A 14,081-nucleotide genomic window follows, 5' to 3' on the forward strand; every position below is an offset into this window, starting at 1 on the left:
TCTTATAGAAAGGAAAGAAATATGAAGCTTGGAGAGAATATAAAGACCTTTATAAAGGGTTTTATTATGGTTAATATATTATGGTATTTAGCAGCTATTATATTACAGATGAGGGTTTTGCCGAGTCCACTTGATGTTTTTATGGGCTTTAGTAAGCTATTTGAAAAACAAATCCTGTTGCACATATTAGCTAGTGTTTGGAGAGTATTTGCTGCCATAGGATTATCTTTTATAATTGGGATGCCATTTGGAATACTTATGGCTTATTCAAAGTTTTGGGATAGTGTGTTAAACCCCATGGTATATTTTACCTACCCTATTCCAAAAACAGCATTGCTACCAATGGTAATGTTATTGTTTGGTTTAGGTGATAAGTCTAAAATTATTATAATTACTTTAATTGTGATTTTTCAAATCATTGTAGGGGTAAAGGGTGCAATCATCAATATTCCACCAGAGTTTTATGACCCTTTAAAAACCCTTGGAGCATCAAAATACCAGGTGTTTAAGTCTGTGACATTACCTGCAATTTTACCGGAAGCTATTACAAACTTAAGGCTTTCAATTGGAACCTCATTATCAATTTTATTTTTTATTGAAGGTTATGGTACTCGGTATGGCATAGGCTATTTCATTTTAGATTCATGGACAAGAATTGATTACATATCGATGTATGGTGGAATTATAGTGGTGAGTATTTTAGGATTTCTATTGTTTATATTAGTAGATCTATTAGAAGAAAAGCTATGTAAATGGAAAATGAGATAAGTTTGATTTTTTATTGAAGACAGATGGAGTTAAGATAAACTTCAATCTGTCTTTTTCGTAATATGGTATAATTTAGGTGATTACTTATTTAAAAATAGTGGTGAAAAGGATGGGATAGTGGGTGGATAATAAGGATGTTGTATTAATTACCGGTGGAAATTCTGGAATGGGTAAGGCAACAGCAATTGAGCTTGCAAAACAAGGAGCTAAAGTAGTGATACTTTGTAGAAATAAGGAAAGAGGAGAAAAAGCATTAAGTGATATAAAAGCAGAAAGTAGAAATGGCAATGTAGAGTTAATGCTTTGCGACTTAGGAGAGTTAAACAGCATACGAAAATTCGCGGTGGACTTTAAGAAAAACATTCCAAATTAAATGTACTTATTAATAATGCTGGAGTTGTTTTGCCTAAACGACATGAAACTAAGGATGGCTATGAACTACAATTTGGAGTGAATCATCTGGGACATTTTCTTTTAACAAATTTACTTTTAGATGTATTAGTAAGTAGTGCACCTTCTAGGATTATAAATGTTGCATCAGGAGCACATAAAGTTGGGAAAATACATTTTCAGGATATAAACCTTAAAAATAACTTTAATTTAATTAGAGCATACTCCCAAGCCAAGCTAGCTAACGTACTTTTCACCTATGAACTCTCAGAAAGGCTAAAGGGAACAGGGGTCACTGCAAACTGCTTACATCCAGGAGCGGTGGCAACACAGATGGGGATAAATAGAAAAACAGGTTTTGGAACCTTAATAACTAAGGCATTAAAACCCTTCTTCCATAGTCCAGAAGAAGGAGCAGCTACGACTATTTATCTTGCAACATCTCAAGAGGTAAGTAATGTATCAGGTAAATACTTCTACAGGAAAAAGTCAGTTCAATCTTCTAAGTTATCCTATGATAAGAACTTAGCTAAGAAACTGTGGCAATTTAGTGAGAACATGACAGGAATTATGAAATAGATTTTATAAAGAAAACACTTTTGAAACTAGAGCATCTTAAGTAGCAAATTAGAAGGCAATAGGAAACCATGTACGTATATGCCCCAAGCACAGTCCTATGTAGAAGTAGATAACCAAAGGGGGGATTTATAATGATATGCCCTTATTGTAAAGTTGAAATGAATCCAGGTTTCATTGAAGCTGATGGAAGACAAAGTGTAGTATGGGTAGAGGAAGATAAAAAAAGAAATATTTTCTCTAAAATTATGGAAAGAGATTGCATAGTTCTGGATGAAGCAAGACTATTCGTTAACTGTGAAGTTGCTGCTTATCATTGCGACAACTGTAAAAAGATAATCATTGATAGAAAAGAGCAATAGACTTTGAAATACAAGAAAGCCACATTCAAAAAATAAAAATAGAAAACATAAACCCTGCTAGGAATAATTCACTAGCAGGGTTTTGCTTATTTATGTTTACATAAACCAATTCATAAATTAAGTTTAATTAATTCTATGTAGGATTAAACTACTTGAAATATATAGAATTTTAAATAATAAGATTCATCGCTATTCCATAGTATTGGATGGTCTGGAGATTGAGTTTTAAATTCTACTTGTCGTAAGGAAACTCTTGCGTCTCTAGCCGCATCTGCAATGGTTTCTTTAAATAAATCAGGATTCATGAAATGAGAGCAAGAACAAGTGATAAAGTAACCGCCTCTTTTAACTAGCTTCATTCCTCTAAGATTTATTTCTTTGTAACCTCTTGTAGCACTTTGTACTGTAGAACGAGATTTTGTGAAAGCTGGTGGATCGAGAATTACTACGTCATATTCTCTACCTTCCCTTGACCATTCTCTAAGAATGTCAAAGGCATTATGACATTCAAATTTAACTGTATCTTGAAGTCCATTAAGTTCTGCATTTCTTCTACTGAAATCTACAGCATGCTCAGATATATCTACACCCAGTACTGACTTTGCTCCTGCCACTCCTGCATTAAGTGCAAAGGAACCAGTATGAGTAAAGCAATCTAGAACTGTAGCATCCTTACAAAGTTTATGAATAGCTGCTCTGTTTTCCTTTTGGTCTAAGAAAAATCCTGTCTTTTGACCATTTTCAAGGTCTACATAATACTTAACACCATTTTCAGTGATTGTAATCATTGTATCAAAGGGCTCTGTTAGGAAACCTTTTACTTGTTCCATACCTTCAAGTTCTCTAACCTTAGCATCACTTCTCTCGTAAACACCTTTAGCACCAAATTCATCTACAAGTAGCTCAACAACTATGTCCTTATATTTATCGATTCCAAGAGCTAAGGATTGTATAACGTAGTAATCCTCAAACTTATCAATTATAAGACCTGGAACAAAATCTGCTTCTCCAAATAAGAATCTACAACTAGAAGTATCAACAACTTTTTTTCTATACTCCCAAGCAGCATGAAGTCTTCTTCTGAAAAAGTCTTTATCTATTTCTTCGTTAATGTCTCTTGTCATAATTCTTATAGCGATTTTAGAAACATCATTTATGTATCCTTTTCCAATGAAGTCACCTCTAAAATTATATACTTCTACTAAATCTCCATTTTGGTATTCGCCATCATATTGTTCTATTTCTGTAGTATAAACCCAAAGATGTCCACCTTCAGCATTTCTTCCTTTTCCTTTATGTAAATAAAATTTACAAGCCATTATTATTGCGCCTCCTGTATTCTTATGTGCAACATTTATTATAAGTTAATAAAGTACATAATAAAAACTAAATGCATAATTCACTTCCGTATAAACTCAAATAATTTTTGAAGTTTTTACAGTAATAAATTAAACGAATTAATGAATTAGCATGATAATTCATTTTGTTCAATGTACCTTATTATTTTTAACTAATTTGACTTATTCTAGTATAATGATATGAACTTCAGAATGCAATTAAAATTTTTATTATATTTGTAATCATTGTAAAGATAAAAGGCACTTATATTTTATGATTCATATTTTCATTACAGAGCAATCTTGCTGTAAGGATAGGAACTATAAATTATTCAGAATATATATTATATTTGTTTAATTTCTACTAATTAATAACCAACAAAAATACTTGAAAAGTGGTGGTATTTATGTGAACTAATAGATATGAGAAAAATATGGATTAGTTAATTCATAGTGGAACTATAGATGAGTTTAAAAGGGGATAGGTTTGGAACAGTAAGGAAGTATAATTTATTTGTCTAATATGTGATAAAGGGATTAAAAATAGTGATAATGTTGCAAAACAGTATGCTATAGGCCACGGAAATCCTATTGAAAGAATGGTTATGCTAGAAAAAAGGAAAGAGGATTGAATCTTTCCTTTTATATTATCCTTTATTAAATTTACTAGAATTTAAAGCTTAGAGTGAACTTTGCAGATAAGCTTTGTATACATTTTAATAGAATGTAAATGTCAACGGTTAAAAGAACTTTAAGAAAATTCACAAGAAGTTGTTGAGAATTTAGTTAGAATTTAAGGTAGCTATGGTTTCTTTTACAGCATCTTCATTCAAGCTTACAGCCTTTCCTACAGTGCCATCTAGTAATTTCCAAACCTTATTATGATCCTCCACAGCAGAGCTAAAGTCTCCATTACTCCATCTTTTTAATATAGTTAAAAGATCCTCTTTAGAAGATATATTAGAATTAGTTACAGCAGTTATAAGATTAGTGAGGTTTCCTTTAGTAATTGGCTCTTTACCCCATATTTGACCATCCTCTGGAACTATTAAAGTGTTGGCCATGCTATGCATGGTATCTAAGATTTCTTTATCGGTTTTAACGGTAACTGTATTATTAGAATTTTTAGTGGGTTGTTCAGTGGTTTGGGTTTCAGCAGCCTTTTTTTCAATGATACCTAAAAGTTCATGAGATCCAAAATAGTATGCACCCCATATACATAATATAGCAATAGCAATAATGCTAAACGTAATGATTATATTTTTTTTGTTCATCGAGTTACTCCCCCCATTTTAGAAATATATGTATATTATAATAGTATTACACTATTTGAATAATTTTACACAATTTGTAAATTAATTTTAAATTAGTTTGAAATCTGTAGTATTATTGGTGAAAGACTTATATAAGCAATATAATATAGGTAGTTTAAAATTAAATTTATTAAGGGAGAGAATGAAATGAACTTGATTAAACATATAGAGGAATATACGCCTTGCAATGAACAAGAACAAAATGATAAGGAAATAATATTAAGCTGTATAGATAAGTTTGAAGATGTATTAACTAGAGATAATGAAGTTACTCACTTAACTAGTTCATCCTTTATATTAAACAAAAATAGGGATAAGGTACTTATGATACATCATAATATATACAATTCCTGGGCATGGACAGGAGGACACGCAGATGGAGAAAGCGACTTGCTATGTGTTGCAATAAAAGAGGCAAAAGAAGAAACTGGAGTTAATAGTATTTATCCTATTTCTAATGATATTTTTTCTTTAGATGTCTTACCTGTGTTTGGTCATATAAAAAAAGGAAAATATGTTTCAGCACATCTACACATGAATGTTACTTACTTACTTCAAGGAGATGAAAATGAAGCCTTAACAGTAAAAGAAGATGAGAATAGTGATGTTAAATGGATTGCAATAGATAAAATTATTGAGCATTGTAATGAGCCTCATATGCAGAAGGTATATGGAAAACTGATTTCTAAGCTGAATGACATAATATAATAAAAAAGTAATAGTGAATATTCTAATCATAGTTTTAGATATAATTAGTATTTTCATTGAACCATTAATGAACCTAATTTTACAGCAGGGTGGATACTAATATGGTAGGTGTCATATTAATAGGTATTATTATATTTTAAAAGGAATAGTTGACATAATAAAAAGTGGAAACTACTCCTTTTAACCTGTGACGCTAAATTCTGCGTACACTTGCATTTATTGCAAGACTAGTACTATTCATTAAAATAAACTACAAATTAAAGCAATTAATTGATTACCATACACTGTAAATAATACATTTAGTAATAACATCTTAAAGGCACCCCCTAAAATTGCTTTAGTATTTCTTATAATAGTATATTTATATATTTAGAAATTATGAGGCACTATAATTTCTAAATAAAGGCTAAAAGATTAAGTGGGGTGTGGTTTTATAATTAGAAATATACAAATGTTTAGTACGTGTTTTATTAAATAAATTAAGCATAAAGGCTCTATTGAAATTTCATGAATAATGTGATAATATAAGACTAATGATATTAAGAAATAATTCTCGAAGGGAGAAAGACATGAAGCTTACGTTTTTAACTAAATAACCTAATTGAATATAGGGGTTTAAAAGATGGAAAATAATTTCCAGGGAAATTATCTTTTTGTAATGTCTTTTAAACTAATTATTAGTTAAGAACATTGGTAAAGTCTAAATAATCCGTAGTTTACTGTGTTTTGGCACAGCTTTTTTATGCACTTTTTTACGATTCTATATGAATTTGTTAATTATTTTAAAGTGTATATTTATAGAAAGTGGAGTGAATCTAAATAATATAGATAGCTCATTTCTTATAAGTTTAACTACTGGAATTTTAAAAATAATTTAGATTGTTATGGAGGTACCCTTCATGACGTTAAATTAAGGCTGTTAGTGGACTATGTTCATTGACAGCTTTTTTTGTGTTGATTTTTAAAAAGAACTAGACAGCGGATACATTTTAGTACTGGGTGGTTCTTAACTAATTTAAGTAGAAGAATGAGTTATGAGAATAAGGATTCTTCTAGATGCTAGAGAAAATAAATAATTGAGAAGTTAGAGGAGTTTGATATATATGACAGTGTTATTAAGTTGTAATAGAGTTAAAAAGGAATTTGGAGAAGTTACAGTTTTAGAAAATATTGATTTTGAAATCATGGAAGAGGATAGGGTAGGATTGGTTGGAATAAACGGAGCAGGAAAGAGTACAATAGCAAACATTATCTACGGAAGCTTAAATTCGGAGGAAGGAAAGGTTCTTTGGTGCAAGAAGGGTATAGAGGTTGGCTATCTGCACCAAGATAGTAGGTATTCTCAAGTCAAGGTAACAAGCGAGAAGAGAAATAAAGATATTGAATATACTTCCAATGAAATAATAGAAGATTTTAAAGAAGATTTCTATCAAATATCCAGTGAATTAGGAATGAAAAAGGTGAATACCTGGGAGGAAGGAAGAATTTCAAATTTAAGTGGTGGAGAAAAAATGAAGATAGCCCTAGCTAATATTTGGTCCCTTAATCCAGCCTTTCTCATATTAGATGAACCTACAAATCATTTAGATTATTTAGGAGTTGAGTGGCTTGTTGAAGAGTTGAAAAAATACAAAGGAACAATTTTAATCATATCCCATGATAGATATTTTCTTGATCAAACAGTAAATAAGGTCATTGAGATAAAAGAAGGGGTAAGCGAAACTTACTATGGAAACTATAGCTTTTATAGGGAAGAAAAGATGCGAAGATATGAAAAACAGCTTAATCAGTACAAACTGCAAGAAATAACTAAAGAAAAGATAAATGATGAAATAAGTAGATTGAAAAATTGGTCGGATAAAGCCCATAGAGATTCGAGAAAGAAGGAAAGAGCAGCATTAGGAAAAAAAGAGTACTTCAGAATGAAAGCTAAAAAAAAGGATAAGCAGGTTAAATCTAAAATAAAAAAACTTGAAAAGATTGATGTTAATGGAGTTGAAAAACCAAAAGAAGATAAAAGGATTGACTTTGAGTTTAAGGAATCTATGGTAAAAGGCACGAGGATAGTGGAAGGAAAGAATATGAAAAAGTCCTTTGGAGATAGAGTTCTCTTTGTAGATAGTACCTTTTACATCAGAAGAGGAGAAAAGGTAGGCATATTTGGGGAGAATGGCTGTGGTAAAAGTACCTTATTAAAAATCTTATTAGGTGAGGAAACCTTAGATTCTGGGGAAGTCTTTATAAGTTCTTCGGTTGAAAAGGGTTATTTAAGCCAGGAGACTTTAGATATTAAAGGAGATATGAAAGTAATAGACTTATTTGAGCTTACTTCTAGAGACGAAGGGGGAAGGATAAGGACACTTCTCGCTAACATGGGTTTTAACGAAAAAATGATAAATCACCCTTTATCAACCTTAAGCCTTGGTGAACTTACTAGAGTCAGAATGACAAGGCTTATCATTAAGAATCAAGAATTATTGATTTTAGACGAACCACTAAATCATCTTGACATCTATAGTAGAGAAAAATTAGAAGAAGCTCTTTTAGATTATAATGGGACTATTATTGTGGTTTCTCACGACAGATATATGCTTCAAAATCTTTGTGATGTGCTATTAGTATTCAAAGATGATAATATAATTAGGAGTAATGAAACTGCTAAGGAGTATTTAGACAATATGGATAGTAAAGGCCATAAAGATTCTAATAAAGACAAAAAAGAAATAGAAGTAAAGAGAAATACAGAAGAAGAGAAGTTAATTATAGAAAATCAGATTGCATTTGTCTTAGGAGAATTTTCAAAGTATGCTCCAGGATCTAAGGAATATGAAAAATTAGATCTAGAATTTAAGGAACTTATAAAGAAAAGAAAAAGCTAAAAGTATGGTTATTTTTTAGGTTTGACCACATTTTAGAAGGGTGATTTTCCAATCCTCATCAGTGGTTAAACAAGTTTAAGGGAGGAATCTTGTGCTAAAAATTAAACTTTAGTGTAACAAAGGCTACTTTCTTAAAGTTAAACCTACACCCAAAGACGCTTACCAAAATGAACTTGTTCATTATTAAACATTCTTTTAAGACTAAAATTAGTTAATTATAGGTGGACAAAAATCATATATGTTAATTTGTGGTATAATAAATGCTAATATATATTAAGATATAGTATACTGATTAAACATTTTTCAGAAGCATAAGTTAATATATATAACTGTTTTTAAATGTGATAAAAAACACTATATGAGTTTATAAATAAAGGGGAGTTGGAAATGAAGACTTTATTTTATTTCGTTATGGCTGTAGCCTTTATATTGATTACATTCTTTGGCTTAGGTCCAGTTATTCTTGCAGATGGCTCAATGAGTGAAAGAATGTTAACATTATTTGTGGTAATCCTGTTATACTTGTTATTAGGGTGGATCATTATAAGATTCGGAAAGTACAAAAAGAATTAAGAATATGAAGGTTATAGAAAAACTATTATTATGTGAAAGTAAGTATAGATGATGTTAAGGGGATTTTAAAATGAAATTTAGTAAAAAGGATGCACTTATTCTTATAGTGCCAATAGTAATTGCATTGATTATTTATCCAATGCTACCAGCACAGATACCTAGACAATTTAGTTTCAGTGGAGAAGTAAATTCCTATATGAATAAGGAATTTATTTTCTTGCTTTCTTTATTACCTTATGTTGCATATAAGTATAAGCAAGTTAGAAACAAGTAAAGATGAAACGGAATAAAAGATGCAGAGAAGCACAGTAGGAGGACATTATGCAAAAATGCAAAGAGTGTTCAAATAGATTTTCATGGGGGTTAATATTGAAGTCTATAATGAGGAGATATAGTCCCATTCAATGTGATAATTGCAAAAGTATATATAAACCAACATTATTTACAAGATTAATGGTAGCTGGGACAGTTCCCTTACCTCTACTTTTTCAAAACCAGCTATATTCTGAGTTTAAGGAGTTTTCATTTTTAATTTTCATATCTTGGGTTGCCTTAGTGGTAGTTTTAATACCATTCTTGGCAGTTTATAAAAACTCTAAATAAATGCTAGTAAGCTAACTTATACTATAAAATTACGTAAAATAAGTATAAAATATACTGCAAGAGGTGAAGTGTATGAAAAAGTTTAAGCTTTCTAATATAGATTTGATACTCCTAGGAAGTTCTATTATTGTTTTTGGAATTGTTGTTGGGCTTGGCGCTATAATTAAAAAAATTGAATTAACAATTATATTATTATCATTACCAATTTTATTAGGTATAGCATCAGATGTTACTGCTGTAATGAGCTTAGTTAAAAAAGATAGAAACAGGCTTCAGTCTATATTGCTAATAGTTTTGATTACCTTCATAACTGCATTCATGATATTATTTATGCTGATGCTAAGAGGACTGTGGAAGTTTACTTAGATGTATGAAAAATTACAATGACAAGGATATCACTTTTATGAGCACAAGCAAGCTTGTGACCGCAAATAAAATCGTGCAGATAAGAAAATAGGTTGCAATGAAAGTACCCTAATACTGAATAGTTGTTTTGAAAGATTTTATTGATGAATACATTAATAAAGAGGCTGTGAATCTTATTCGCAGCCTCTTTATTGCAATGGTGTTAAACAATTCCTTGCTATAATGAATATTTTCATTATATTATTTAGTATAGTGAACTTATGTAACATTTGTAAATTTGTGGTATAATATTTATGAAATTGATTATTTTATATGGATTTCAAGGGGATGATAAATATGATAAAAGCAATATTGTTTGATTCTGGGCGAACATTAAATGTGCCAGCAACAGGACACTGGTTTATTACACCTAACTTTCATAGTATTTTGGGTACCACTGAAAAGGATATTGAAAATACAAAATTTGAAGTTGCTATGAATAAGGCATATAACTATATTAATTCTATAAAAGTAATAAAAGATGAAGAGGAGGAATATAGATTGTTTATGGAGTTTTATACTATTCTTCTTAAAGAATTTAACTATGAAGGAACTACTGATGACATAATTCATGCATTGACTAGAGACAATGTACTTAATGATGAAAAATTTTTCTTTTTTGAGGATGTAGAACCTATGCTAAGTAAGCTAAGTAAGGAATATTTACTTGGAATAGTATCTGATACTTGGCCTTCATTAGAAAGGGTTTTTATAAATAAAGATTTAAGAAGATACTTTAAAACCTTCGTAATGTCTTCTGTACATGGATCTTATAAGGCAGAAAAGTTATTATTTAAATTAGCTGTTAATGAGCTAGGATTAACCCCTGAAGAAGTTATATTTATTGACGATATTGAAAATAACCTAGTGGTAGCAGAGGAATTTGGAATGGTACCACTACTTATAGATAGATATGGGGATTATACTATAGAAAGTAAGTATCCAGTGATAAGATCTTTAACTGAACTAGACGAAGTAATTGGAAACTTATGATGATGATCGTTATTCTATTTTAACACTAGAATTCATGAAATCATTATCCTGAGAACTATGAGTATAATATAAGTATAGCTGTTAACAAAAAACTGGTTATTAGCATAGAATACTTAAGATATGAATTTACTTAAGCATCAATTGAAAGATAATTTTATATAAAGTCATCTATATATATCACTGTATAAAGATAAACCATAGATTAATAAAGTCTATTTACTATATTTAATATAAAGAATATAAGGAGGAAGTATTATGTGGACTAGGGAAGATTTAAAGACAAGGGCAAAATCAGTGTTAAAAATTTCCTATTGGAAAGCTTTTCTGGTTAGTATTGTTATTGCAATTGTTTCTGGGAGTGGTAGTGGAAGTGGATCATCTATAAGAAATAATGTTGAAAGAAACTATGATAGAGGTGACTATAATTCTATCATAAACTTTAACAATGGAGGGCATGGGTTTGATATAAATTTTAATAGTGACATGTTGCCTGGTTGGTTTGTTTTAGGATTAGGAATTGGAATTGTAGTAATTTTAATCATAGCAGCATTTAGGATATTTATTGGATATATACTTGAGGTAGGTGGAGTGCGGTTTTTTATTCATCAAGCACAAAATAATGCTGATATGAACAATTTAGGATATGGTTTTAATAGAGACAGATATAAAGACATTGTAATCACTATGTTGTGGAGAGGTGTTCTTAACTTTTTATGGTTTTTACTTCTTATTATACCTGGAATTATTAAGGCTTATGCTTACAGAATGGTGCCATATATATTAGCTGACAATCCTAATATTGGATACAAACGTGCGGTGGAGTTAAGTGTGCAAATGACCAATGGAGAAAAGTTTAATATATTTGTTTTAGATCTTTCATTTATAGGTTGGTACTTATTAGGTGCAATAGCATTTGGAATTGGTGGGATTTTTGTAAACCCATATAAGTATGCTACAGATGCAGAATTGTATTTAGTACTAAGGCAAAATGCAATTGATAGAGGTCTTTGTAGTTATGATGAGATTTTTAAAAGTGATATGTTAATTTAATAGTATTTATAAAGCGGAGAAGTTACAATATAACTTCTCCGCTTTCTTTATGCAACGAAAGAATATAAGGTATCTTTGGTTTTAAGCCTTATATAAAAGATTTGATAGTTTTCTTATAAACTTATGTTTAGGGGTGAATTCTTTTAAAGCATTCAAGATTAGCTTTTTATTTCTTTTTTTCTTATAATTTCTAATAGAAAAAATCCACTTATTAAAGTATAATATTAAGTGTTTTGTTTATATCCTTTTTATAAGAGGAATTTATAGAGTTTTGACTGATCTTTTGAAGATTAAGTTTTTCTTTTTTTAATAGGTAATTAAAAAAGAAAATATAAAAAATAATCTAAATATATATTTCAATGTTTTATTAAGACTATGCTTTGGTAATCAGAAATGGTTAAGCTTTTAGCATGAAAACATATATAGTTTTAGTTCTTTACTAATAAAAGATAGCTAGATATTTATAAGAATTAATAATATAGAGTTCATTACAGCAACAAAAAAATATTACTACAGAATGACAGGGGGAAAACAAATGAGTATTTTAACAGTAAAAAACATAAGCCACGGCTTCGGAGATAGAGCTATATTTGAGGATGTTTCTTTTAGATTATTAAAAGGAGAGCACGTTGGGTTAATTGGTGCGAACGGTGAAGGGAAATCTTCCTTCATGAACATTATAACAAGTAAGCTTATGCCTGATGAAGGACAAGTTATTTGGTCAAACAATGTAAGAGTTGGTTATATGGATCAACATGCTGTTCTTGAAAAAGGTTTAACCATAAGAGAAGTTTTAAGAGGTGCCTTTAAGTATTTATTTGATGCAGAAGCTGAGATGAATGAGTTATATGGAAAAATGGGAGATGTTACTCCTGAAGAACTTGATAAAATGCTAGAAAGAACAGCAATAATCCAAGATATGCTTGATCATAATGGGTTCTATGTTATTGATGCTAAAATAGAAGAAACTGCTAAGGGGTTAGGTATTTTAGATGTTGGTTTAGATAGAGATGTTACTGACCTAAGTGGAGGACAAAGAACAAAAGTTTTACTTGCTAAGCTTTTACTTGAAACTCCAGACATATTGCTTTTAGACGAGCCTACTAACTACTTAGATGAAGCACACATTGAATGGCTTAAGAGATTTTTAAATGATTATGAAAATGCCTTTATATTAATATCTCATGACATACCATTCTTAAATTCAGTAATTAATCTAATATATCATGTAGAGAATAGACAACTTACTAGATATGTTGGAAACTATGAAGAGTTTGAAAGAATTTATGAAGTTAAGAAAAAACAGTTAGAAATTGCTTATGATAGACAACAATCAGAAATCGCTAGACTTGAGGATTTCGTTGCGAGAAATAAGGCTAATGCAGCTACTGCTAACATGGCGAAATCAAGACAAAAGAAGCTTGATAAGATTGATAGAATTGAACTTTCCAAGGAAAAACCAAAGCCAACCTTTAACTTTAAGTTAGCAAGGGCAGCGGGAAAGATGATATTTGAAACTAAGGATTTAGTTATAGGATATGATCACCCACTTACTAAACCACTTAACCTTTACATGGAAAGAGGACAAAAGATAGCTTTAGTTGGATCTAATGGACTTGGTAAGACCACATTACTTAAGAGCTTAATGGGACAAATTAAGCCAATAAGTGGAGAAGTTGAGCTTGGGGATTATCAGTATATTGGATACTTTGAACAAGAAAGTAGAGAAGGAAACACTAACACTTGTATAGATGAGTTTTGGAAAGAGTTCCCTGGATATACTCAATATGAAGTTCGTGCTGCACTAGCAAAATGCGGGCTTACAACAAAGCACATTGAAAGTATGATAATGGTATTATCAGGGGGAGAAGCTGCAAAAGTTAGACTTGCAAAACTTATAAACAATGAAACCAATATACTAATCCTTGACGAGCCTACAAATCATCTTGATGTAGATGCGAAAGAAGAACTTAAAAGAGCACTAAAAGAATATAAAGGAACAATTCTACTTGTTTGCCACGAACCAGAGTTCTATAGAGATGTAGTAACTGAGGTGTGGAATTGTGAAGATTGGACAACTAAAATAGTGTAATTAAATTATAACAATAAATCCTCCTGCAATTT

Annotated in this window: 13 protein-coding genes and 1 pseudogene; 12 read left to right on the top strand and 2 right to left on the bottom strand. The window is 30.4% G+C overall.

The features are described from left to right. The 3 genes and pseudogenes from RR409_RS04170 to RR409_RS04180 all read left to right on the top strand — a co-directional run. On the top strand, positions 1–768 hold a 768-nt coding region (locus RR409_RS04170; protein ID WP_332556466.1), incomplete at its 5' end, for an ABC transporter permease. A 166-nt stretch (positions 769–934) separates the two neighbouring features. Next, positions 935–1,737, top strand: a pseudogene (locus RR409_RS04175) (SDR family oxidoreductase). 131 nt (positions 1,738–1,868) lie between these two features. After that, positions 1,869–2,096, top strand: a complete 228-nt coding sequence (locus RR409_RS04180) for a PF20097 family protein (protein WP_332556467.1) — start codon at positions 1,869–1,871, stop codon at positions 2,094–2,096. 143 nt (positions 2,097–2,239) lie between these two features. Here the strand turns inward: RR409_RS04180 and RR409_RS04185 are convergent, their stop codons facing one another. Continuing rightward, positions 2,240–3,415 carry a class I SAM-dependent rRNA methyltransferase gene (locus RR409_RS04185; protein WP_332556468.1) on the bottom strand — a complete coding sequence of 392 codons (1,176 nt, stop codon included), beginning with the start codon at positions 3,413–3,415 and terminating at the stop codon, positions 2,240–2,242. 800 nt (positions 3,416–4,215) lie between these two features. Then, positions 4,216–4,707, bottom strand: a complete 492-nt coding sequence (locus RR409_RS04190; RefSeq protein WP_332556469.1) for a DUF6241 domain-containing protein — start codon at positions 4,705–4,707, stop codon at positions 4,216–4,218. A 186-nt stretch (positions 4,708–4,893) separates the two neighbouring features. Between RR409_RS04190 and RR409_RS04195 the strand changes: the two genes are divergently transcribed. From RR409_RS04195 to RR409_RS04235, 9 genes are all read left to right on the top strand, one after another. Then, positions 4,894–5,454 (top strand): NUDIX hydrolase, encoded by a 561-nt coding sequence (locus tag RR409_RS04195; RefSeq protein ID WP_332556470.1) that lies wholly within the window; start codon positions 4,894–4,896, stop codon positions 5,452–5,454. A gap of 1,103 nt (positions 5,455–6,557) precedes the next feature. Further along, complete coding sequence (locus RR409_RS04200) at positions 6,558–8,333, top strand: ABC-F family ATP-binding cassette domain-containing protein (RefSeq protein ID WP_332556471.1); 1,776 nt, start codon at positions 6,558–6,560, stop codon at positions 8,331–8,333. 387 nt (positions 8,334–8,720) lie between these two features. Then, positions 8,721–8,906, top strand: coding sequence for a hypothetical protein (locus tag RR409_RS04205; RefSeq protein ID WP_332556472.1), 186 nt, complete (start codon positions 8,721–8,723; stop codon positions 8,904–8,906). Between the two features lie 70 nt (positions 8,907–8,976). Beyond that, entirely contained in the window at positions 8,977–9,180 is a 204-nt protein-coding gene (locus tag RR409_RS04210; protein WP_332556473.1) for a DUF1648 domain-containing protein, read from the top strand. A gap of 47 nt (positions 9,181–9,227) precedes the next feature. Further along, entirely contained in the window at positions 9,228–9,509 is a 282-nt protein-coding gene (locus RR409_RS04215; protein ID WP_332556474.1) for a TIGR04104 family putative zinc finger protein, read from the top strand. A 72-nt stretch (positions 9,510–9,581) separates the two neighbouring features. Beyond that, a complete protein-coding gene (locus tag RR409_RS04220; RefSeq protein ID WP_332556475.1) occupies positions 9,582–9,875 on the top strand; it encodes a hypothetical protein in 294 nt (97 codons plus the stop codon). Between the two features lie 336 nt (positions 9,876–10,211). Beyond that, a complete protein-coding gene (locus tag RR409_RS04225) occupies positions 10,212–10,907 on the top strand; it encodes an HAD family hydrolase (RefSeq protein WP_332556476.1) in 696 nt (231 codons plus the stop codon). Positions 10,908–11,162: 255 nt separating this feature from the next. After that, entirely contained in the window at positions 11,163–11,957 is a 795-nt protein-coding gene (locus tag RR409_RS04230; RefSeq protein ID WP_332556477.1) for a DUF975 family protein, read from the top strand. A 535-nt stretch (positions 11,958–12,492) separates the two neighbouring features. Beyond that, positions 12,493–14,049, top strand: coding sequence for an ABC-F family ATP-binding cassette domain-containing protein (locus tag RR409_RS04235; protein WP_332556478.1), 1,557 nt, complete (start codon positions 12,493–12,495; stop codon positions 14,047–14,049). The last annotated feature ends 32 nt before the right edge of the window (positions 14,050–14,081 follow it).

Source organism: Clostridium sp. (assembly GCF_036642255.1).
Lineage (GTDB): Bacteria > Bacillota > Clostridia > Clostridiales > Clostridiaceae > Clostridium_J.